This window comes from Sphingomonas abietis (assembly GCF_027625475.1).
Classification (GTDB): Bacteria; Pseudomonadota; Alphaproteobacteria; order Sphingomonadales; family Sphingomonadaceae; genus Solisphingomonas; species Solisphingomonas abietis.
The window spans coordinates 2,617,538-2,640,496 of record NZ_CP115174.1; the positions used below are offsets into that span (position 1 = coordinate 2,617,538).

Sequence of the window (22,959 nt, forward strand, 5' to 3'; positions counted from 1 at the left end):
AGCATGAACGAATTGGGGCGGCGATACGGCGATGGCACGGATGATGCTAGCCTTATCGCCCCGGCTGGGCGGCCATGCGCCCGGGGATGATCCTGTAGAGCGCGTCGGTCGAATCAGCCCAGACCGGCTGGAGCCACGGCATTTGCGGGCGACTCCGGGCCGGCACCGCGATCAGCCACAACATGTCGAACTGGGTATGCGGGAACTGCGCGATCCGATCGTCCAACAACGGCTCGGGGCGTCGGCACTCCTTCAATCGCACCAGCTGGGACGGGCTCGACGCGAAGGCGGCCGGGATCGGCAGCCGGACACGGATCAGTTGCGCGCCGTCATCCGCCCACTGGTCGTTCACGAAGGCATCGCGGCGCACGATCGCCAGGCTGGGCAGATGATCGAGCCGGGGGCCGTCCCATCCCCGCTCGCACGGCGGCGCCACCAGGCTGTAGATGCGGGCGCCACGCGGAATATGGTCGATCGCGGCCAGATGCGCGCGATAATCCTGCGCATGGAGATACAGGCTGGCCGTCGCCGCCGCGATCCGGACCAGCAGGAACAGCGATGCGCCGCCCGCCAGCACCGCCTTGAACCGCCAGGGCAGCCAGGCGCGCGGCCGGATCGCCAGCAGCGCCATCGCCAGCAGATAGGGCGCCAGTCGCATGTCGGCATAGTCGGACCCGAGCAGCTCGCGCGGCAGGCCCAGATAGGCCAGCCCCAGCAGCACCGTCGCCAGCCCGAGCACCGGGTCGACGGCCATGACGCCGCACAGGCCGACGACGAGGAACGCCACCAGCAGCTCCACGCTGTCGCCGTCGAGCGCTTTCCAGTGATCGCGCAGCGCGCTCTCGATCCAGCCGACCTTGCCGCGCCAATCGAAGAAGCCGCTGGTTTCGGCCTGCACGCCGGATCGCCACAGCAGCATCAGCAGGATCGGCAAGCAGAGCGGCAGGCAGCGGATCGCGATCTGCCCGAACGCGGGGACGACCGCCCTGCGCTCCCGCACCACCTCCACCGTCTCGGCGGACAGGCACAGGATGCAGAGCACCGCCCAGCCATAGACATGGGCGATCCAGACGAGCGGCGCGATCAGCAGATACAGGCCCGCACGCAGCCCGAACCGGCGCTGCCGCCCCCAACGCAGCCACAGGCCGAACGCCAGGACGCACAAGGCCATCGACAGCGCGAAGTTCACGAAGCCGAACTGGAACGGATAACCGAGCGCCAGCGGCAGCGCGAGCGCGGCGGTCGGCGGCAGCGCGCCATGGCGTTCGCGCGCGACGAACAGCAGGCCCGCCGCGGTCAGCGCGGGGATCGCGCCGACGACGATCTTGGTGGCGATCTCGACGCCGAGCCCCTTCGCCAGCGGCAGCACCAGCAGATCGACGCCGAGATTGCCGATCAGCCGCCAGTCGACCGTCCACCAGCGCGACAGGAAGGGCGCGTGCGCACCGCCACTCTCGATCCGGTAGCGCCCCATATGGCCGGGCAGATCGAACAGCGGGATTACCGGCGGCGCCACGAACGGCACCAGCATGACCAGGATCAAGGCGAGCTGATAGCCCCTTCGGGACCACCAGGGCCTGTTGCCATCGCTATCCCGGTCGTCGCCCATGCCGTCACCGTAAGCGGCCCGGCACGATCAGGCGACACCGTGAATGCGGTTCAGGGGCGAAACCATTCCAATGCGGGACACCGGCGGGATTGCCGGTGTCCGCTGGAGCCGTTCAGGCGGTTTCGAGCAGGCCTTCCTTGCGGATCTTCTCGCGCCACACCAGCGGGCCGGTGTTGTGGACGCTGGTGCCTTCGGCATCGACGGCGACGGTGACGGGCATGTCCTTCACCTCGAACTCGTAGATCGCCTCCATGCCGAGATCGGCGAAGCCGACGACCTTGCTCGCCTTGATCGCCCGGCTGACCAGATAGGCGGCGCCGCCCACCGCCATCAGATAGGCCGACTTCGCCTCCTTGATCGCGGCGATCGCCGCCGGGCCGCGCTCCGCCTTGCCGACCATCGCCAGCAGGCCCTGATCGAGCATCATCTTGGTGAACTTGTCCATGCGGGTGGCAGTGGTCGGGCCGGCCGGGCCGACCACCTCGTCCCGCACCGGATCGACCGGGCCGACATAATAGATCACCCGGCCCTTGAAGGCGACCGGCAGCTCCTCGCCCTTGGCGAGCATGTCGGCGATGCGCTTGTGCGCGGCGTCGCGGCCGGTGAGCATCTTGCCGTTGAGCAGCAGGCGATCGCCCGGCTGCCAGCTCGCCACCACTTCCGGGGTCAGCGTGTCGAGATCGACGCGGATCGATTCCTTCGAGGGCTTCCACTCGACGTCCGGCCACTCGTTGAGATCCGGCGTCGGCAGATAGGCCGGGCCGGAGCCGTCGAGATGGAAATGGGCGTGGCGGGTCGCGGCGCAATTGGGGATCATCGCGATCGGCTTGGAGGCGGCGTGGGTCGGCCAGTCCATGATCTTGACGTCGAGGATGGTCGAGAGGCCGCCCAGCCCCTGCGCGCCGATGCCGAGCGCGTTGACCTTGTCGAAGATCTCGACGCGGAGCCTCTCGATATCGGTCTGCGGGCCGCGCTCCTTGAGCTGCGCCATGTCGATATCGCCCATCAGCGATTCCTTGGCCATGATCACCGCCTTCTCGGCGGTGCCGCCGATGCCGATGCCGAGCATGCCGGGCGGGCACCAGCCGGCGCCCATCTGCGGCAGCATCTCGAGCACCCAGTCGACGATCGAGTCGGACGGGTTGAGCATCTTGAACTTGGACTTGTTCTCGGAGCCGCCGCCCTTGGCCGCGACCTGCACGTCGACATGATGGCCGGGCACCATCTCGACATGCAGCACCGACGGCGTGTTGTCCTTGGTGTTGATCCGGCCGAAGGCGGGATCGCGCAGGATCGAGGCGCGCAGCCGGTTCTCCGGGTGGAGATAGGCGCGGCGGACGCCCTCATCGACGACCTCCTGAAGCGAGCGGTCCGAATCCAGCTGGCATTGCTGGCCCCATTTGACCAACACGGTGACGATGCCGGTATCCTGGCAGATCGGGCGATGCCCCTCCGCGCACATCCGCGAATTGGTCAGGATCTGCGCGATCGCGTCCTTGGCGGCGGGCGATTGCTCGGCCTGATAGGCCGCGCCGAGCGCGCGGATATAGTCCATCGGGTGATAGTAGGAGATGAACTGGAGGGCGTCGGCAACGCTATCGATCAGATCGGCTTCGCGGATGATGGTCGTCATAGACTCGTCCCACTTGCAAGGTTTGACGCCGCCTTAGTGGGCTTGGCCGCGTCGTTCCAGCCATTCGGTAGCGAACAGCAACGTGACAACGCTGCCCAGCACCGCCCCCGCGCCCATCGCGCCCCACCAGCCCGCCGCGTGATAGGCGAGCGTGGCGATCGCCGATCCGCTGGCGCCGAGCACGAACAGGATCGTCATGTAGACGGCGTTGACCCGCCCGCGATCCTCGCCCGGCAGCGAGAAGATCACCCGCTGGCCGAGCACCTGGTTGATCTGCGTCGCGCCATCGAGGGTCAGCGCGAACACCACCAGCAGCGCCAGCGAATGGATCGCACCGCTCCATCCGGCGAGCAGGCAGGAGACGGTGATGGTCAGCAGGGCGGCGGCGGTGCCGAGCCGGATATAGCCCTTGTCGCCCAGCCGCCCGGCGATCGGCGCGGTCAGCGCGCCCGCCGCGCCGGCCAGCGCGAACAGCGCGATGCCGGTCTGGTGGAAACCGAAGCGATCGGCGAGCAGCAGCGGCGCCGATGTCCAGAAGATGTTGAAGATCGCGAAGACGAAGCCCTGATAGGCCGCACGGCGCTGGAGCTTGCGTTCCCGCAGCAGGATATGCCCCATCGACCGCAGGATATGGCCATAACCCTGGCCGCTGGTCGGGCGCCGTTCGGGCAGCGCGCGCGCCAGCCACAGGCCGAGCACCACCATCAGCACCGCCGATACGCCGAACACGGCCCGCCACCCGGCGACCTCCGCGATCAGGCTGGCGACCGGGCGCGACAGCATGATCCCGGCCAGCAGACCCGACATCACATTGCCGATCGTCGCCCCGCGCGTCTCGTGGGGCGCGAGCGCGGCGGCGAAGGGCACCACGATCTGGCAGCCGGACGAACAGAAACCAACCAGCATCGCCGCGATCAGGAAGGCGACCGCGGAGGGTGCCGCGGCCAGCCCCGCCAGCGCCAGCGCGGTCGCCGCGATGGTCGCGAGGATCAGCCGGCGGTTTTCGATCCGATCGGCGAGCGGCACGATCAGCAGCAAGCCCGCCGCATAGCCGAACATCGTCAGCGTCACGATCAGGCCGCCGATATTGGCGCCGAGATGCAGTTCGGGCGCGATCAGCGCGATCAGCGGCTGGGCGTAATAGAGATTGGCGACGATCACGCCGCACGCCACCGCACAGGCGATGGTGACGGCCGGGGTGATGCCGCCGGATGCGGCGCGCGGCCCTGCTACTGGTCTGAGATCGTCCATCGCGCCTTCCCTATGTTGCACCGCACATAGGCGGTCACGCGCCGAAGTGCGACCCCTGCTCTGGCAACAGGGTGAGAGTGCTGGTAACGCTATCACAAACATGTGGGACGGGATGACGGGATGCTGACGAGGCGACATCTTCTGGGTGTGGGCGGGGCTGCGCTGCTGGGCGCCGGGGCCGCGCGCGCCATCGGCCCGGCGGCCGGCCCGGTGCAGGCGGACTGGACCTCGCTCGCCGGCGCGTGGCGCACCCCCGACTGGTTCCGCGACGCCAAGTTCGGCATCTGGGCGCATTGGGGCGCGCAGGCGGTGCCGGCCTTCGGCGACTGGTACGGCCGCCTGATGTATGTGCAGGGCGATCCCTTCTACGCCCACCATCTCGAACATTATGGTCATCCCAGCCGCACCGGCTTCCTGGAGATCGAGAATCTCTGGAAGGCGGAGCATTGGGAGCCGGAGACGCTGATCGGCCTCTACCAGAAAGCGGGCGCCCGCTATTTCACCGCGCTGGCCTGCCATCACGACAATCTCGATACCTTCGACAGCGCCCACCATAGCTGGAACACCCTTCGAGTAGGCCCGAAGCGCGATATCGTCGGCACCTGGGAGAAGGCGGCGCGCGGCGCCGGGCTGAAGTTCGGCGTCTCCAACCACAGCTCGCACAGCTGGCACTGGTGGCAGACCGCTTATGGCTATGATGCCGAAGGGCCGATGCGCGGCCAGCGCTACGACGCCTATCGTCTCCGCAAGCAGGACGGCATCGGGACATGGTGGGAGGGGCTCGACCCGCAGGAGCTGTATAACGGCCCCTATTACGCGCCGCCGGACGGCATCCGCGCGATCAAGGCGATGAACGACTGGCACGCCGCGCGCGACGGCGTGTGGATGGAATGGGCGCCGCCGGGACCGCGCGGCCGCGCCTATGCGGCGCAATGGCTGGCCCGCCAGACGGATCTGGTCGCCAAATATCGGCCGGACCTGGTCTATTTCGACGATTATGGCCTGCCGCTGGGCCAGGCCGGGATCGAGGCCGCCGCCGATTATTACAACCGCGCGATCGCATGGCATGGCACGCCCGATGTGGTGATGACCGGCAAGCAGCTCTCGCCCTATCAGCGCTACGGCATCGTCGAGGATGTCGAGCGTGGCTTCGCCGCCGATATCCGCCCCCATCCCTGGCAGACCGACACCTGCATCGGCAGCTGGTTCTACGATCGCCCGCTGGCCGAGCGCCATGGCTACAAGAGCGCCAAGCAGGTCGTGCAGCGGCTGTGCGACGTGGTGTCCAAGAATGGCAGCCTGCTGCTCTCGGTGCCGCTCAAGGCCGATGGCACCCATGACGAAGACGAGATGCAGATCCTGGCCGATCTCGCCGGCTGGTTCGCCGCCAATGGCGGCGGCATCTACGGCACGCGCCCGTGGCGGATGTTCGGCGAAGGCCCCAACGTGCCGCCGACGGGGATGCAGAGCGAGGCCGCAATGAAGCCCTATACCGCGCAGGACGTCCGCATCACGGCGGGCGGCGGCGGGCTCAACCTGTTCCTGCTCGATTGGCCGGACGGCGAGGCGCGGATCGCCTGCCTCGGCAGGCGCGCGACCGGCGGCGGCACGATCGAGCGGGTGACGCTCAATGGCGGCGACACGGTGGCGTTCGTCCAGGATGACGACGCCCTGCGCGTGACCCTGCCCCCGGCCCGGCCCGGCCAGTTCGTGCCGGGGCTGCGGATCGAGGGGCGCGGGCTGGCCTGACGCGTGACGGCGTGCGGAGCGCGGTCAGGTCACCCTGCTTCGCAAATCCGTTCGTGCTGAGCCTGTCGAAGCACTGTCCTTCTTCGCACACAAAGAGGAAGGACGGCCCTTCGACAGGCTCAGGGCGAACGGAGAGTGGGGATATCGAAACGCCCTAGCGGCGCTTCACCACCATCTCCGCGCCCGTATAGGTGACGGTGGCATCGGGCTTGTCGTCGAGGTCGAGCGCGCGCGGGGCGTTGGGGCCGATCCAGCGGATGCGGAACTCGCGGCTCGCCGGCATCCCCGGATAGCTGCCCTGGCGCGCGCCGATGGTCAGCGTGGCGCTCTTGTCGTCCCAGCGGAGGGGCACGCGTGCGAACGCCCCGGTCTGATATTGCAGGCTCACCCCGTCATCCTCGTAGAGCGAGAAGGCCCCGTCCGCGCCGGCATAGACGGTCAGCGTCAACGGGGCGTCCGGCTTCTGGCGGGTCCACTGGATGTCCGGCCCGGTCGGCAGGATCGCACCGGCGCGGACGAATACCGGAATCTGGTCGAGCGGTGCCGCCGCCTCCACCGTCTGCCCGCCCTGCTGGAAGCCGCCGGTGGCGAGATCGTACCAGCCGCTGCCCGCCGGCAGATAGACGGCGCGGCTCCGCGCCTTGAACGCCGTCACCGGCGCGACCATCAGCGCATGGCCGAACAGATATTGGTCGTCGATAGCCCACACATGGCGATCGGCCGGGAAGTCCATCACCAGCCCGCGCATGATCGTGCCGTCCTGCGCATAGGTGTCAGCCGCCAGCGTGTAGATATAGGGCATCAGGCGGTAACGGAGCTTATCGTAATAAACCAAGGCCTTGTAGATGTCCGAGCCTTCCGGCGCGATGTTCCAGATTTCGCGATAGGGGAACTCGCCGTGGCTGCGGAACAGCGGCGAGAAGGCGCCGAACTGGAACCAGCGCAGGTTCAGCTCGCGCCATTCGGGCACGTCCTTCTTGCGCTGGCTGGCATAGCGATCCTCCACCGCGAAGCCGCCAATGTCGTGCGTCCAGTTGGGCAGGCCCGACATTGAGAGGTTGACGCCTGCGGAGATCTGGTTGCGCAGGTCGTCCCACCGCGCCGCGACGTCGCCCGACCACACCGCCGCCCCCGTCCGCTGCAGGCCGGCGAAGCCCGAGCGGGTGAGGATGAAGGAGCGGGTATCCGGCTTGTCCTCGTGCCAGCCCTGCGCGACGCCCTCGGCATGGACCAGCGGGAAGCTGTTGAAGAAGGCGGCACCCGGCCCAAGCGCGGTCGGCCCCATCCGATAGGCGCGCTCGCCGATCGAGATGTTGGAGTGCATGTCGGGCTCGGACGCGTCCATCCACCACGCATCGACGCCGAGCGCGGCGAGATTGTCCTTCACCTGCCGCCAGTAGATCGCCCGGCCCCGCGGGTTGTAGGGATCATAATCGGTATTCTCATAGCCCTTGCCGACCCAGTCCTTGGCGTGCGCTTCCAGATTGCGCGTGTAGACGGCGCCGGCCGCCGCCAATTCCTTGTAATTGTCGGTGGTCGGATAGAATTTCGGCCAGATCGAGATCATGAAATGGGCGTTTTCGCCGTGGATCGTGTCGATCATCCCCTTGGGATCGGGGAAGCGCGTGGGATCGAATTTGTGGCTGCCCCAATCATCCTCGCGCCAGTAGAACCAGTCCTCCACGATATTGTCGAGCGGCAGGCCGCGCTTGCGATAGCCGCCCAGCGCATCGAGAATCTCGGTCTGCGACGTGTAGCGCTGGCGGCTCTGCCAGAAGCCATAGGCCCATTCGGGCAGCATGATCGCCTTGCCGGTCAACTGGCGATAGCCGGCGATCACCCCGTCCATATCCTGCCCGCCGACATAATAATAATCGACCGAATGGCCGATCTCGGAGGCGAAGCCGATCGAATGGGTATCGGCATCGGGCCGCGGATCATTGTGGAGCAGACCGATATAGCCGGCATTGGGCTCCCACTCGACACGGATCGAGACGGGTTCGCCCGCCTTCATCGGCAGATCGAAATTGCGATACCAGGGGTTCCAGTTCTGGCGCCACTGATCGACCAGCAGCTTGCCGTTGGCATAGACCTTCACATAGCTCGACGCATAGAGCCGGAACTTGTGGAGGCCGGCGGTGGTCGCGGTCAGGTCCGCGCTCCACATCACGCTCTGCTTCTGGGTCGCGTTGCCGGCGGTGTTCTGGCCCCCGCTCGCCGCCACCGTCCTGGACCTGGCGGCGGCCGGCCACTTCGCCTGATCCTCGATATATTGATAGTTGATGGTGGCTTCCTGCTGGGTCACCACCCGCTTGCCGTTGAGATAATAATGGGCGGTGAAGCCGGGCTGGCCGCCCACGCCGGTGACCTTCAGGTCGTCATAGCCGACCAGCGTATAGGCCTTGGGATCGCCGAAGCGGGTGATCGCATTATTGTCCCACAATATGCCGTAATTCTTCGTCGAGACGAGGAAGGGCACGGCGATGTCCATATTGTGCTGGGCGAGTTCGACGTCCTCGCCATTATAGTTCATCTGCCGGTTCTGGTGCTGGCCGAGGCCGTAGAGCCCCTCGTCGGTGCCGCGATTCCATTGCTGGGCGACCGCCAGGAAGGGTTCGTCCTCCGCGGTCGCCGGAGAGAAGCGCGCCGGGCCGCTTTCGGCCAGCGTCAGCCGCCCGGTGGCATCGTGGAAGCTGACCTCGCCGTCGGACAGGCTGACATCGGCGGTGAGCTTGGCCGTGGTCAGGATGACATGGCCGTCGCGCACCGATACCGCATAATTGTCGCCGGCCGGCTTGGCCGTCACCATCAGGCTCGCCGGCAGATCGAAATTGGCGGTCGGCACCTCGGTCACGCGGACGATCTGATCGCCATAGACCTGGAGGCGCACCGCCTTCGCCCCGCTGTCCGGCGACACCACGATGCCGTTGGCGGTGCGCGCATAGGTGCCGGCATGGGCTTGCGCGGCCAGGCTTCCCGCCAGAGCGAGCGCCGAGACGAGGCGAAGGGACATTGGGGGCGGCTCCGGGGATCAGCGATAGGTGGCGAGCCGGACCTTAAGCACCTGCGGGGCCGACGTGAAGTTGAGTCCGAAATCGGTCTGGTCGCCGTTCCACAGGCGATCGAACACCCACTGGCCCTGCGCGTCATAATGGCCTTCCTCGACGCGATCGAGGATCATGTGCTCGCCGGGCTTCGCAGCCGCGAGATCGAAGGTGACGCGGGCATGATAGCCGGTGACGAGATATTCGTTCGGCGAGAGTTCCGCGATGGCAACGCCCCCCGAAGGCTCGGCATTGCCCTTGGGCGCATCGGTGCCGAACTGGCCCTGGCCGAAGCCGAGGGTCGCCTTCCAGCGGCCCAATTCGAGCATCTGCATGTGGTTGGCGGCAGGATCGGTCGGCTCGGCGACGCCCCAGGTCTTGCCCTCGTAAGCAAGCTTGGCCCAGACCCGCTCCATCGGGCGGAACAGCCGGTAGTTGGCGGCGAAGGCGTCGACCGTCTCGGCATCGAGCTTGGCCGCGCCGAGCGGGAAGTTGACGAAGCCGGTCGAATCCATGCCGAACGGCGAGAAGCCGATGCCATGACGGCCCACCACCGGGAAGAAGAAGCGGGCATAATCCTTGGCATTGCCGGTTTCCGGCACGAACAGCGGATTGTCCGCGCGGCCGTAGAGCTCGAGATATTTCATGTAGGTCGCGAAATCGGACTTGTAGATGTCCGGCCCGAGCACGTCGATCGAGGGCGCCGCGACCTTCCACACGTCGATCACATGATGGGTCGGGCCGCCCGCCGCATAGGTCTTGGGATCCTGCGGCTTGAACGCATCGGACAGCGCGGCATTGGCGTACATCGGCAGCGGCTTCACCGCCTTGCCCGCCTTCGCCACCGCATCGACATAGCTGGCGATCGCCCAGGCGTGGAAATATTCGTCGGCATCCTTGCCGAACGCCTGCGCCCATGGCCCCGGCTTGCCGCCCATCCGCCTGACCAGCGCGGCGGGTGCCGGCGCGGCGAAAGCCTTGTCCGCCGCCGGCGAATGATCGCGCACGGTGCCATAGGTGCCGGTCTCGTTCTCGACCTGCATCATGATCACGGTGTTGTCCGGATCGGCCGCCTTCAGATGCGTCATCAGCGCGACGAACGCCTTGCGATCCGCATCGAGCGTGGTCTTGGCGAAGGGCGACAGCGCGTAGACCGTCTCCCCCTTCTCATCGATCATCCGCGGAAAGCGCTTATTGTCGAGCTTGACCCAGGCCGGGGCATAGCCCGGCGCGGTGTTCTTCCAGGTGCCGAACCACAGCAGCACCAGATGGACCTGGTGCGTGCGGGCCTGTGCCAGCAGCGTATCGAGGAAGGAGAAATCGAACTGGCCCTCGACAGGCTCGATCTGCTCCCAGGCGATCGGCACCTCCACCGTATTGGCGTGCAGCTGCTCGATCATCGGCCAGACCTTGGGCAGCATCGCCGGCCACGCGCTCGAATTGTTCACCTGCGCGCCGAGCATCAGATAGGGGGCGCCGTCGACGATCAGCGCCTGATGCCCCGGCTGGTTGACGATGCGCGGGAGTTCCCCGGCCATCGCCGGCGCGGAACCCGCTGCCAGGAGGGCCGCGCCCAGCATTCCAGCCTGCCACTTCGATCGCATTCCGCTCAATCCTCCCTGGCGGAACGACGGGCGACGCGCTGTCCGCGCCTTCCCCTTATTCGTTCCGCTTCTATTTCACTTCTATATGGTAGCGCTACAATCCGGCGTCGGCGCAACCGCGTCAAGCCGCATTCGTCCGGTCGCGCGATCAGCCGCGCGGCGCCCCATCCGACTGCCGGCGCACCAGCGCATGATCGAGCACCAGATGACGCCTGTCCTCCACCCGCCGGTTCCGCTTGGAGCGGATCTCGCGGACGAGCAGATCGACCGCCTCGCGCGACATGTCGGCGATCGGCTGATGGATGGTGGTCAGTTCCGGCCAGATCGTCGTCGCCAGCGCGGTGTCGTCGAAACCGCAGACGGTGAGATCGCGCGGCACATCCAGCCCGCGCCGGTGCGCGACCGCGACCACCGCGGCCGCCATGTCGTCGTTGCTGGCGAAGATCGCCGTCGGCGCGTCGGCGAGATCGAGCAGCGCCTCGGCCGCCTCCAGCCCGGATCGATAGGTGAACAGCCCCTGCCGGATCAGCGCCTCGTCGGCCGCCAGCCCGGCCTGCGCCAGCGCATCGCGGAAGCCGTTCAGGCGCTGCGCGCTGGCCGTCTGGTTCGGATTGCCGACGATGAAGCCGATCCGGCGATGCCCGAGCCCGGCGATGTGCCGCGCCATCTCGAACGCGGCGCGATGATCGTCGATACTGACCGCGCTGACCCGTTCGGCCGGTGCCCCGCTCGCCACCACCACCACCGGCGTCGCCGCGGCCGCCAGCACCGCGATCACGTCGGCGGCGTCGCACAGCGGCGGCGGCAGGATCACGCCGTCCACGCCGCTCGCCACCAGATGCCGCGCGGCCTCCACCTCATGCCCGTCGACATCGCATTTGTGGATGACCAGTTGCACGTCGGCCCGGCTCGCCTGCTCCAGCCCGCCGACCAGGAACTCGCTGAGATAGGCGGCGGACGGGTTGCTGTAGAGCAGGCCGATGCGGATCTGGTTGGCACCAGCGAGGCTGCGCGCCGCCGGGTTGGGCGCATAGTCCAGCTCGCTGATCGCCGCGTTCACCGCCTCGCGGGTCGCGTCGCGGACATTGGTTTCGCCGTTGATCACGCGCGAGACGGTCATCGGGGAAACCCCCGCGATCCGCGCGACATCGGCGATGGTGGGGGCGGTGCCCTGCTTGCGGGAGGATCGGCGCGTGGTGGTCATCTGGCCCCTGTCTACGCAAATCCAAGCGCCCTGCCTACGGGCTGACTGGCGGGGCTGACAGGCCGGTCATGCGTCGCTAGCATTTGCCGTGCCCCGATGGAGTCGGCTGATGGCGTTATTCTCGCGTGAGCCGTTGAAAACCCGCACCACCGAGGATCATGAGGCCCGTGCCCGTGCCTGGGAAGAGGCGCTCGACCGGCAGACCCTGCCCGCCTTCGTCACCGAGCGGCTGCAGAATGCCGCGATCGGCAGGCAGCCCTGGGTGGCGACGATGACGCCGGCCGAACTGCTGCTCGCCAAGAGCCACGGCGTGAAGCCGATCGCCACCGTCTCGGGCACCTGCTGGTTCCATTATGGCTGGAGCTGGACCGAGGGGCATGAGGAAGGCTGGCACCACGCGCTCAACCGGATCAAGCGCGAGGCCCACGCCGCCGGCGCCAATGCGGTGGTGGACGTGCGGATGCGGACGCTGCGCCACAGCGTCGGGCCGAGCATGGACTTCACCCTGATCGGCACCGCGATCCGCGTGGAGGGGCTGCCCGCCAGCCCCGATCCGGTCGTCGCGACCGTGCCCGCGCTCGAATTCGTGCGGCTGCTCGAGATGGGGATCGTGCCGGTCGGCATCGCGGTCGGCGCGCGCTACGACTGGCTCGGCAACGTGAACGGCAATGGCTGGGGCGGTTCCAACGGCTGGAGCGCGAACAGCTGGGGCGGCCAGACCACCCAATGGCAGACCGGCCTGTTCGCCGGCAACCAGCCGCTCACCGAACTCGGCCAGTTCTGGGAGGGCATCCGCCGCGATGCCCATGCCGCGCTGCGCAGCAACGCCGCGACGATGGGCAATGGCGTGCTCGCCCACACCCATTTCGGCCAGATCCTGCGGCGCGAGCAGGATAAGCAGCCGCCCGCCTATCTCGGCCGCCACATCGTCGTCGGCACCGTGGTCGACACCCCGCGCGGCGCCGGCGTGCCCCACGACGTCGAACCGGTCATCGACATGCGCGACGGGCTCAGCCCCTTGAAGCGCACCGGCGAGGTCCGCCACGCCGTCTACGATACCGACGCCCAAGAACAGGAAGGCAGCATCTGATGGCCGACGCGCACGGACAGGATATCCCCGAGCATGCGCTCGCCCGCCTCGCGGGGCTGCGCCGCGCCGGCCATCCTGACGGCATCTTCACCTCGGATTTCTCGGTCAACGAGTTCCTGCTGGTGCGCAAGGCCGGGTTCGAGCCGGTCGGGCTGTGCGTCGGCTCGTGCATCTATCATCTCGGCTTCCAGTTCGCCGCCTGGGGCTCGAACATGGAATTGGATGTGCTCTCCACCGCGATGTACGAGGCGCGCGCGCTGGCGATGGAGCGGATGCGGCTGGAGGCGGCGCAGATGGGCGCGGACGGCATCGTCGGCGTGCGGCTGACCGTGAAGCGCCTCGAATGGGACACGAAGGTGCTCGAATTCGTCGCGATCGGCACCGGCGTCGTCCACGCCAAGGGGCATCAGGGCTTCAAGGGGCCGAACGGCCAGCCCTTCACCTCGGCGCTGTCGGGGCAGGATTTCTGGACCCTCCTCGCCGCCGGCTATCGCCCGCTCGAGATGGTGATGGGCAGCTGCGTCTATCATGTCGCGCGGCGCGGCCCGATCGCGGCGCTCGGCAGCATCGGCCAGAATGTCGAGCTGACCAATTTCAGCCTCGCCCTCTACGAGGCGCGCGAGATCGCGATGGAGCGGATGCAGACCGAGGCCAGCCAGGCCGGCGCCGAGGGCGTCGTCGGCGCCGATCTCCACGAGGGCAGCCACAACTGGTCGCCGCATGTCATCGAATTCTTCGCGATCGGCACCGCCGTGCTGCCGATCGAGGGCCATGAGGCGGACGACATTCCCGATCCCAGGCTGGTGCTCTCGGTCAACAGCTGAGCGGCGCATCCCCTCGGACGATCGCCGCCCTTATTCCGTCACCCAATCCTTGCGGGCATAGCCCTGCGCCCACAGCAGGGCGGTCAGATCGCCATGATCGACGCGCGCCGCCGCCGCCGCCGCCGTCCTCGGCTTGGCATGGTAGGCGACGCCGAGCCCCGCCGCCTGGATCATCGGGATGTCGTTGGCGCCGTCGCCGACCGCCATCGTCGCGATCGTCTCCAGCCCGAGTGCCACCCGCTCCGCCTCGATCGTGGTGCGCTTGGTCGCCGCGTCGACGATCGGCCGCGCGACCAGCCCGTCGAGCTTGCCGTCGGCGATCCCCAGCCGGTTGGCGATGGCAACGTCGAAGCCGATCTCGGCGGCGACCGGATCGGCGAACACGGTGAACCCGCCCGACACCAGCACGGCACGGGCGCCGCGTGCCTTCATCGTGCGGACCAGCGCCTTGGCGCCCGGCATGATCGTCACCCGCTCCGCCCGGCAGCGATCGATCGCCGATGCGTCCAGATCGCGCAGCAGCGCGACGCGCGCGTCGAGCGCCTCGGCGAAATCGAGCTCGCCGCGCATCGCCGCCTCGGTGACTGCGGCGATCTGCGCCTTGATCCCGGCATAATCGGCCAGCTCGTCGATGCACTCGACGGTGATCATGGTCGAATCCATGTCGGCGACGAGCAGCGTCTTCTCGCGCGCATCGGATGGCTGGACGATCACGTCGAAGCCACTCGCCCGCGCCAGCGCCTCCAGCGCGGCCCGCGCCGCCTGCGGATCGGCAGCGAAGATCAGGTCGGCGGCGTCGCCCTCGTCGACCCATGCGCCCTGCGCCGGACGACAGCCCGCCTGATCGAGCGCATCGATGCCGCTCGAAATATCGCCGCGCTTGAGCTTTCCCGCTGCTATCAGCGTCGCCGTGAACATGCTTTCTCCCGATCTGCCGCCGCTGGCGCTCATCGCAGGGCCGACCGCGAGCGGCAAGAGCGCTCTCGCGCTCGCGCTCGCCGAACGCATCGGCGGCACCATCGTCAACGCCGATGCCAGCCAGGTCTATGCCGATCTCCGCATCCTCTCTGCCCGTCCCTCGGCGGCGGAGGAGGCACGCGCCCCGCACCGATTATTTGGCCATGTCGATGCCGCGATCGCCCACAACGCCGCCGCCTGGGCGAGCGAGGCCAAGGCCGCGATCGCCGAGATCCATGCGGCGGGCGGCACCCCGATCTTGGTCGGCGGCACCGGCCTCTATATCCGCACCCTGCTCGACGGCATCGCGCCGGTGCCCGAGATCGCCCCGGCGGTGCGCGCCGAGGTCCGCGCGCTGGCGACCGCCGATGCCTATGCCGCGCTCGTCCGCGAAGACCGCACGGCCGCCGAGCGCCTGCGCCCGAGCGACACCACCCGCGTCGCCCGCGCGCTGGAGGTGATCCGATCGACCGGCAGGCCACTTGCCGAATGGCAACAGGAGAAGGCGGGGGGGATCGCCGCCCATGTCCGGCTCTCGCCGCTGCTGCTGGTGCCGGACAGCCTGTGGCTCGCGGCCCGGATCGATGCCCGCTTCCTCGCGATGCTGGAGCAAGGCGGGATCGCGGAGGCCGATGCGCTGCTCGCCCGCGGGCTCGATCCGATGCTGCCGGCGATGCGCGCGATCGGCGTGCCGGATATCGCCGCGTGGCGGGCCGGTGAAGGCGACCGTGACGCCATGGTGGCGCGCGCCCAGGCCGCCAGCCGCCAATATGCCAAGCGCCAGCGAACATGGTTTCGCCACCAGCCCCCCGACAACTGGCCCCGCATCTTGCAATTTTATGACTCCCAAGATGTCCAGATAGACAGATTATTTCCAGATATCGTGTTGACACGCTAGTTTGTTACCGGTAGCTGCGCCCCTCCCGTGCATCTGTTAGGGCGCGCGGCAGTTTTTCAGAGTGAGTCCCGACGATGAGCGAACAGAGCGGAGCAGATATCCTCGTCCAGGCGCTGACCGATCTCGGTGTCGAGGTCGTGTTCGGCTATCCCGGCGGCGCGGTGCTTCCGATCTACGACGCGATCTTCAAGCAGAAGAAGATCCGGCACATTCTCGTCCGCCAGGAAGGCGGCGCGGCCCATGCCGCCGAGGGCTATGCGCGCTCCACCGGCAAGCCCGGCGTCGTGCTCGTTACCTCCGGCCCGGGTGCGACCAACGTCGTCACCGGGCTGGCCGATGCGCTGATGGATTCGATCCCGCTGGTCGTCATCACCGGCCAGGTGCCCACCCAGCTGATCGGCACCGATGCCTTCCAGGAGGCCGATACGGTCGGCATCACCCGCCACTGCACCAAGCATAATTATCTGGTGAAGGATCCGGCGAGCCTCGGTGCGATCGTCCACGAGGCGTTCCACATCGCGACGTCCGGCCGCCCCGGCCCGGTCGTCATCGATCTGCCCAAGGACGTCCAGATCGCGTCGGCGCGCTATACGAAGCCGACCGCCCCGCTCCAACACAAGACCTATCGCCCGCAGGTCAAGGCCGATGCGACGGCGATCGAGACCGCGGTCGAGATGCTCGCCGCAGCCGAGCGACCGATCCTCTACACGGGCGGCGGCATCATCAATGCCGGCCCGCAGGCGTCCGCGCTGCTGCGCGAATTGCAGGCGCTGACCGGCGCGCCGGTGACCTCGACGCTGATGGGCCTCGGCGCCTTCCCGGCCAGCCACGACGCATGGCTGGGAATGCTCGGGATGCACGGCACCTACGAAGCCAATATGGCGATGAACAAGGCCGACCTGATCCTCTGCCTCGGCGCCCGTTTCGACGATCGCGTGACCGGACGGCTGGATGCTTTCTCGCCCGATTCCCGTAAGATCCATGTCGATATTGACAGATCTTCGATCAACAAGAATGTCCGTGTCGATCTGCCGGTGGTGGCCGACGTCGGCTCGGCGATGGCCGACATGATCGCGGTGTGGAAGCAGCGCGGCCATGAGCCCGCCGATCTCGGCGAATGGAACGCCCGGATCACCGGCTGGCGCGCGCGCAACTCGCTCGCCTACCCGGCGTCCGATCACGAGATCATGCCCCAGCACGCGATCCGGCGGGTCTGGGAGATGACGCGCGCGCAGGATCCGATCGTCACCACCGAGGTCGGCCAGCACCAGATGTGGGCGGCCCAGCATTTCCATTTCGACGGGCCGAACCGCTGGCTGACCTCCGGCGGCCTCGGCACGATGGGCTATGGCCTGCCCGCGGCGATCGGCGCGCAGGTCGGCGATCTGGATCGGCTGGTGATCGGCCTGTCGGGCGATGCCTCGGTGCTGATGAACATCCAGGAGATGTCGACCGCCGCGCAATATCGCCTGCCGGTCAAGATCTTCATCCTCAACAACCAATATATGGGGATGGTCCGCCAGTGGCAGGAGCTGGTCTATGCGTCCCGTTATTCAGAGAGTTACAGCGAGGCCCTGCCAGACTTCGTGAAGCTGGCGGAAAGCTTCGGCTGGACCGGGATGCGGATCGAGCATCCGGCCGATCTGGATGACGGCATCGCGGCGATGCTGGCCACGCCCGGCCCGGTGATGGTCGATTGCCGCGTCGCCCAGCTCGCCAATTGCTTCCCGATGATCCCGTCGGGCGCCGCGCACACCGACATGATCCTCCATGCGGAGGAGGTGATCGGCGAAGCGAGCGACGAGGCGAAGGCGCTGGTCTGATGGCCGGCCGTCCGACGGAGGTCGTCTGATGCCGAAAATGCGTCTGATCGTGCATCTCGCCGAGCCGTTCGATTTCGGACGACTGAACGGCGGCAGTGCCGACCTCGAAGGCTGGACCGCCCAGGCAACCCCCGCCTTCTCGGACTGGGTGGTCCATCTCGATCGCCCGGCCCAGATCGGCGAGGAGGAATTCGACAAGGTCAAGATCACCTCGCGCTATGCCGGAGAAACCGTCTCCAAGGTATTGGAAGGGTTCGGTTTCACTGCCGTGAACATCCAATATCCGCGCCGCGAGGAGAATGGCCGCCTCTATTGGCATTTTGGCATGGTCGGCAACGTCCAGCTCGCACCCGAGAAAGAATAAGCGACATGCACATCACCCAGCAGGCCGCCGAGCGGCATACCCTGTCGATCGTCGTCGACAATGAGGCGGGCATCCTCGCGCGGATCGCCGGCATGTTCACCGCGCGCGGCTACAACATCGCGTCGCTGACCGTCGCCGACATCACCGAGGATCATGCGGTCAGCCGGATCACGATCGTGACCTACGGCTCGCCCGACGTCGTCGACCAGATCATCGCCCAGCTCGATCGGCTGGTGCCGGTCCACCGCGTCACCGACCTGTCGGACCTTGGGCCTCATATCGAGCGTGAGCTGGCGCTGGTGAAGGTGGCCGGCACCGGCGAGCATCGCATCGAGGCGCTGCGCCTGGCCGAGGTCTATCGGTGCCGCGTGGTCGATAGCACGACGTCGAGCTTCGTCTTCGAAGTTACCGGAAATCCAGATAAAATCGACAAATTCTGCGAACTGATGCGGGAACTCGGCCTGGTCGAGGTCGCCCGTACCGGTGTCGCGGCGATCGCTCGCGGACGAGAGGCCGCCTGAACCCCCATCCGGCCGATAGCGGCCCGTCCATTCGAAAGAGGAACGAACATGCGCGTTTATTATGATGCCGATGCCGATACCGGACTGATCAAGCAGAAGAAGGTCGCGATCGTCGGCTATGGCTCGCAGGGCCACGCCCATGCCCAGAATCTGCGCGACAGCGGCGTCCAGGATGTTGCGATCGCGCTGCGCGCCGGCTCGGCGACCGCCAAGAAGGCGCAGGATGCCGGCTTCCAGGTGATGACCACCGCCGAGGCCGCCGCCTGGGCGGACATCACCATGATCCTCGCCCCCGACGAGCATCAGGCCGCGATCTACGCCGCCGATCTGCACGACAACCTCAAGCAGGGCGCGACGATCGCCTTCGCCCACGGCCTCAACATCCATTTCGGCCTGATCGAGCCACGCGCCGATCTCGACGTGATCATGATCGCGCCGAAAGGCCCGGGCCATACCGTCCGCAGCGAATATGTCCGCGGCGGCGGCGTGCCCTGCCTCGTCGCCATCCACCAGGACAAAAGCGGCAACGCCCATGACATCGCGCTGGCTTATGCGTCCGGCGTCGGCGGCGGCCGTTCGGGCATCATCGAGACCAACTTCCGCGAGGAATGCGAGACCGATCTGTTCGGCGAGCAGGCCGTGCTGTGCGGCGGCACCACCGCGCTGGTCCAGGCCGGCTTCGAGACGCTGGTCGAGGCCGGCTACGCGCCGGAAATGGCCTATTTCGAGTGCCTGCACGAGCTCAAGCTGATCGTCGACCTGATGTATGAGGGCGGCATCGCCAACATGCGCTATTCGATCTCGAACACCGCCGAATATGGGGACATCAAGACCGGCCCGCGGATCATCACCGAAGAGACCAAGAAGGAAATGAAGCGCGTGCTCGCCGACATCCAGTCGGGCCGCTTCGTGAAGGACTTCGTGCTCGACAACCGCGCCGGCCAGCCCGAGCTGAAGGCGGCACGCGGCCTCGCCCAGCGTCATCCGATCGAGGAGACCGGCGCCAAGCTGCGCGCCATGATGCCGTGGATCGGCGCCAATGCGCTGGTCGACAAGGCCAAGAACTGATCCGGCGACGCCGCAGCCCCACGCCCGGGGCTGCGGCGTCCTCGTTCAAGGTCGCTCGGCGTTCGGGATCGTTCGAGAAAATCGAATGCTCATCACGACAAAGTCCCTCTAGCCAGAATAGCGCACGGCATTAGAACAATCGCTCCATTCCGCCGGAGGTTTTCCCCGACCATGCGCTTTCTCGCCCCAGCCCTCGCTCTGCTGCTCGCCGTCCCCGCCGTGGCGCAGGCCCCCGCCCTGCCCGGCGCGCCCGACACGAGCCGCCTCACCGCCGGCACCTATGCACTCGAGACCAACCACACCCAGGTGGTGTTCGCGGTCGATCATTTCGGCTTCTCGATCTTCCGGGGCTTCTTCTCGCAGGCCAGCGGTTCGCTGACGCTCGACCCGACCAGCCCGGACAAGACCGCGCTGACGGTGACCATCCCGATCGCCTCGGTCCACACCACCTCGGACAAGCTCAATGAGGAACTCGTCTCGGCCGACTGGTTCGATGCGGCGCAGTTCCCCAACGCCACCTTCGTCTCCACCGGCATCACCCCCGGCCCGCAGAACACCGCCGAAGTCGATGGCAAGCTGACCATCCACGGCGTCACCAAGCCGGCCAAGCTGCTCGTCCACTTCCACGGCGCCGGCACCAACCCGATGGACAAGGCCTTCACCGCCGGGTTCGACGGCCGCCTGTCGTTCAACCGCAGCGATTTCGGCGTCACCAAATATGTGCCCGTCGTTTCCGATCATGTCGAACTGACGATCACCGCGGCGTTCGAGAAGAAGTAATTCCGGCCCCATCCGGGCCCGCGATTTGACAGGAGGGGCGGAGCGCGCAAGCGTCCGCCCCTCTTCGTTTGTCGGGAGTCGATAGGATGCGCCGTCCCCTGCTTGTTGCCGCCCTGCTGATCGCTGCCCTGCCCGCCGCCGCGCAGGCCCCGATGAAACTGCCGAGCACGCCGCCCGGCGCGCCCGATCCCGCCCGCCTGGTCGCCGGCCATTATGCGATCGAGCCGGCGCACACCCAGGTGATGTTCACCCTCGATCATCTCGGCCTCTCGCTGTTCCGCGGCTTCTTTTCCGAAGCGTCCGGCACGCTCGACCTCGATCCCAAGACGCTGAGCGCCACGAAACTCAGCGTCTCCATCCCGATCGACTCGGTCTACACGACCAGCCGGAAGCTCAACGAGGAGCTGCTCAGCCCGCAATTCTTCGACGTGCAGCATTGGCCGAACGCCACCTTCACCTCGACCGACGTCATTCCCGGCACCGATGGCTGGGTGTTCGTGAACGGCGATCTCAGCCTCCATGGCCAGACCCGCCCGGTACAGATGCGGGTGCGACTCCACGGCGCCGGCAAGAGCATGATGGGCAAGGGCCAGGCCGTCGGCTTCGACGCGCGCCTCTCGCTCAACCGCAGCGAGTTCGGGATCGGGGGCGGCGTGCCGCTGGTCTCGGATCAGGTCCAGCTGTCGATCGCGGCCGCGTTCGAGCAGTCATGACAGCATCGGATACTTCCTGTCGCGCAATCGCACCGTCGCGACAGGAAACATGCCCGGCCATCGCCGGATAACTCACAAATTGCTGGACAGGCGCAGCCCGTTCGGCGACAGAGCATCCGTGACCGTGGCGATCCGCCTTCCCCTGCTTCGACTTACGCGCCCTTAGGCGCGCCGTTGTCGCGTGGGCGAAAGCCTGCGCCGCGCCTGAGGGGATGATCGCCGCCCGCCGAGCCGGGCCTCAGACGATATCCGCCCCGCCAAGAGCCGGGGCAGCGGAGTGCCACCCATGACCGATACGATCCTGATCTTCGATACCACCTTGCGCGACGGCGAGCAGTCTCCCGGCTGTTCGATGAATCTCGAGGAGAAACTGAAGGTCGCCGCCCAGCTCGAGACGATGGGCGTCGACATCATCGAGGCCGGCTTCGCGATCGCCTCGGAAGGCGATTTCGAGGCGGTGACCGAGGTCGCCAAGCAGGCCGACAAGGCGATCATCGCCAGCCTCGCGCGCGCCGCCGACGGCGACATCGATCGCGCCGGCGAGGCGGTGCGCCATGCCCGCCGCCCGCGCATCCACACCTTCATCGCCACCTCGCCGCTGCACATGCGGGTGAAGCTCAACAAGACGCCCGAGCAGGTGCTCGCCTCGATCGAGCGCTCGGTGAGCCGCGCGCGCAACCTCGTCGAGGATGTCGAATGGTCGGCCGAGGACGCCACCCGTTCCGATCCCGAATTCCTCGCCCGCTGCATCGAGACCGCGATCAAGGCCGGTGCGACCACGATCAACCTGCCCGATACCGTCGGCTATGCCACGCCCGAAACCTATGGCGCGCTGTTCCAGGACATGATGGCGCGGGTGCCCAATGCCGACCGGGCGATCTTCTCCACCCATTGCCACAATGATCTCGGCCTGGGCGTCGCCAACACGCTGGCGGCGGTGATGGCCGGCGCCCGCCAGGTCGAGTCCACGATCAACGGCATCGGCGAGCGCGCCGGCAATGCCGCGGTCGAGGAGATCGCGATGGCGATCAAGGTGCGCGGCGACATCATGCCGTTCCGCACCAACATCGTCTCGACCGAGATCACCAGATCGTCGCGCCTCGTTTCGGCGGTCACCGGCTTCCAGGTCCAGCCCAACAAGGCGATCGTCGGCGCCAACGCCTTTGCGCACGAGAGCGGCATCCACCAGGACGGGATGCTCAAGGACAGCTCGACCTACGAGATCATGACCCCGGAGAGCGTCGGCGTCTCGACCTCCAATCTGGTGATGGGCAAGCATTCGGGCCGCGCCGCCTTCCGCTCCAAGCTCGAGGCGATGGGCTATGAGCTGGGCGACAACGCCTTCCAGGATGCGTTCGTGCGCTTCAAGGCGCTCGCCGACGCCAAGAAGGCGGTGTTCGACGAGGATATCGTCGCGCTGGTCGACGACGAGGTGCTGCGCGGCCACGACTCGATCCAGGTCAAGGATGTCGAGATCCATTGCGGCACCGGCCCGGCCCGCGCGATCCTGACCCTCGAGGTCGATGGCGTCGAGAAGACCAGCGCGACGCGCGGCAACGGCCCGGTCGACGCGCTGTTCAACGCGATCCGCGAGATCGTGCCGCACGAGGCCTCGGCGATGGAGCGCTACGAAGTCCACGCCGTCACCGGCGGCACCGACGCGCAGGCCGAGGTCTCGGTGGTGCTCGCCGAGAATGGCCGCACCACGCGCGGCACCGGCACCCACCACGATACGATGGTGGCGAGCGTCCGCGCCTATGTGAACGCGCTCAACAAGCTGATGGTGAAGCGTGGCAAGCGCGCGCCGGACGCGATGGCGGGCTGAAT

At 67.3% G+C, this 22,959-nt stretch carries 18 protein-coding genes; 11 read left to right on the plus strand and 7 right to left on the minus strand.

Annotation, left to right across the window (positions count from 1 at the left end; all coding sequences use genetic code 11):
• Positions 1 to 52: 52 nt before the first annotated feature.
• The 3 genes from PBT88_RS12430 to PBT88_RS12440 all read right to left on the minus strand — a co-directional run bounded on the left by PBT88_RS12430 (position 53) and on the right by PBT88_RS12440 (position 4,493).
• Complete coding sequence (locus PBT88_RS12430; RefSeq protein ID WP_270075661.1) at positions 53 to 1,543, minus strand: hypothetical protein; 1,491 nt, start codon at positions 1,541 to 1,543, stop codon at positions 53 to 55.
• Positions 1,544 to 1,721: 178 nt separating this feature from the next.
• The gene (locus PBT88_RS12435; RefSeq protein WP_270075662.1) at positions 1,722 to 3,242 is read right to left on the minus strand and encodes a fumarate hydratase; all 1,521 of its coding nucleotides are present in this window, start codon (positions 3,240 to 3,242) and stop codon (positions 1,722 to 1,724) included.
• Between the two features lie 33 nt (positions 3,243 to 3,275).
• On the minus strand, positions 3,276 to 4,493 hold the full coding sequence (locus PBT88_RS12440) for an MFS transporter (protein ID WP_270075663.1): 1,218 nt from the start codon (positions 4,491 to 4,493) through the stop codon (positions 3,276 to 3,278).
• 120 nt (positions 4,494 to 4,613) lie between these two features.
• On the opposite strand from PBT88_RS12440, the gene PBT88_RS12445 reads away from it, so the two are divergent.
• The gene (locus tag PBT88_RS12445; RefSeq protein WP_270075664.1) at positions 4,614 to 6,242 is read left to right on the plus strand and encodes an alpha-L-fucosidase; all 1,629 of its coding nucleotides are present in this window, start codon (positions 4,614 to 4,616) and stop codon (positions 6,240 to 6,242) included.
• Between the two features lie 154 nt (positions 6,243 to 6,396).
• On the opposite strand, the gene PBT88_RS12450 is transcribed toward PBT88_RS12445, so the two are convergent.
• From PBT88_RS12450 to PBT88_RS12460, 3 genes are all read right to left on the minus strand, one after another.
• Positions 6,397 to 9,255 (minus strand): TIM-barrel domain-containing protein, encoded by a 2,859-nt coding sequence (locus PBT88_RS12450; protein WP_270075665.1) that lies wholly within the window; start codon positions 9,253 to 9,255, stop codon positions 6,397 to 6,399.
• 18 nt (positions 9,256 to 9,273) lie between these two features.
• Positions 9,274 to 10,866: a DUF5597 domain-containing protein gene (locus tag PBT88_RS12455; protein ID WP_270075666.1), complete on the minus strand. Its 1,593-nt coding sequence runs from the start codon at positions 10,864 to 10,866 to the stop codon at positions 9,274 to 9,276.
• A 172-nt stretch (positions 10,867 to 11,038) separates the two neighbouring features.
• On the minus strand, positions 11,039 to 12,094 hold the full coding sequence (locus PBT88_RS12460) for a LacI family DNA-binding transcriptional regulator (RefSeq protein ID WP_270075667.1): 1,056 nt from the start codon (positions 12,092 to 12,094) through the stop codon (positions 11,039 to 11,041).
• Between the two features lie 109 nt (positions 12,095 to 12,203).
• Between PBT88_RS12460 and PBT88_RS12465 the strand changes: the two genes are divergently transcribed.
• Together PBT88_RS12465 and PBT88_RS12470 are read left to right on the plus strand one after the other, a co-directional pair.
• Positions 12,204 to 13,184 (plus strand): heavy metal-binding domain-containing protein, encoded by a 981-nt coding sequence (locus PBT88_RS12465; protein WP_270075668.1) that lies wholly within the window; start codon positions 12,204 to 12,206, stop codon positions 13,182 to 13,184.
• Positions 13,184 to 14,008 (plus strand): heavy metal-binding domain-containing protein, encoded by an 825-nt coding sequence (locus PBT88_RS12470; protein WP_270075669.1) that lies wholly within the window; start codon positions 13,184 to 13,186, stop codon positions 14,006 to 14,008. Before PBT88_RS12465 ends, PBT88_RS12470 begins: the two co-directional genes overlap by 1 nt.
• Positions 14,009 to 14,038: 30 nt before the next feature.
• Here the strand turns inward: PBT88_RS12470 and serB are convergent, their stop codons facing one another.
• Positions 14,039 to 14,926, minus strand: coding sequence for a phosphoserine phosphatase SerB (gene serB / locus PBT88_RS12475; protein ID WP_270075670.1), 888 nt, complete (start codon positions 14,924 to 14,926; stop codon positions 14,039 to 14,041).
• Between serB and miaA the strand changes: the two genes are divergently transcribed.
• The 8 genes from miaA (at position 14,925) to PBT88_RS12515 (ending at position 22,957) form a co-directional block, all read left to right on the plus strand.
• Positions 14,925 to 15,863 carry a tRNA (adenosine(37)-N6)-dimethylallyltransferase MiaA gene (gene miaA, locus PBT88_RS12480; RefSeq protein WP_270079249.1) on the plus strand — a complete coding sequence of 313 codons (939 nt, stop codon included), beginning with the start codon at positions 14,925 to 14,927 and terminating at the stop codon, positions 15,861 to 15,863. The two genes, serB and miaA, sit on opposite strands and share 2 nt — an antisense overlap.
• 74 nt (positions 15,864 to 15,937) lie before the next feature.
• On the plus strand, positions 15,938 to 17,686 hold the full coding sequence (locus PBT88_RS12485) for an acetolactate synthase 3 large subunit (protein ID WP_270075671.1): 1,749 nt from the start codon (positions 15,938 to 15,940) through the stop codon (positions 17,684 to 17,686).
• 28 nt (positions 17,687 to 17,714) lie between these two features.
• Positions 17,715 to 18,050: a hypothetical protein gene (locus PBT88_RS12490; protein WP_270075672.1), complete on the plus strand. Its 336-nt coding sequence runs from the start codon at positions 17,715 to 17,717 to the stop codon at positions 18,048 to 18,050.
• Between the two features lie 5 nt (positions 18,051 to 18,055).
• On the plus strand, positions 18,056 to 18,571 hold the full coding sequence (gene ilvN, locus PBT88_RS12495; RefSeq protein ID WP_270075673.1) for an acetolactate synthase small subunit: 516 nt from the start codon (positions 18,056 to 18,058) through the stop codon (positions 18,569 to 18,571).
• Between the two features lie 48 nt (positions 18,572 to 18,619).
• Positions 18,620 to 19,639, plus strand: a complete 1,020-nt coding sequence (gene ilvC, locus PBT88_RS12500) for a ketol-acid reductoisomerase (RefSeq protein ID WP_270075674.1) — start codon at positions 18,620 to 18,622, stop codon at positions 19,637 to 19,639.
• Positions 19,640 to 19,810: 171 nt separating this feature from the next.
• Positions 19,811 to 20,419, plus strand: a complete 609-nt coding sequence (locus PBT88_RS12505; protein ID WP_270075675.1) for a YceI family protein — start codon at positions 19,811 to 19,813, stop codon at positions 20,417 to 20,419.
• Between the two features lie 86 nt (positions 20,420 to 20,505).
• Positions 20,506 to 21,132, plus strand: coding sequence for a YceI family protein (locus PBT88_RS12510; RefSeq protein ID WP_270075676.1), 627 nt, complete (start codon positions 20,506 to 20,508; stop codon positions 21,130 to 21,132).
• 286 nt (positions 21,133 to 21,418) lie between these two features.
• Positions 21,419 to 22,957: a 2-isopropylmalate synthase gene (locus PBT88_RS12515; protein WP_270075677.1), complete on the plus strand. Its 1,539-nt coding sequence runs from the start codon at positions 21,419 to 21,421 to the stop codon at positions 22,955 to 22,957.
• The last annotated feature ends 2 nt before the right edge of the window (positions 22,958 to 22,959 follow it).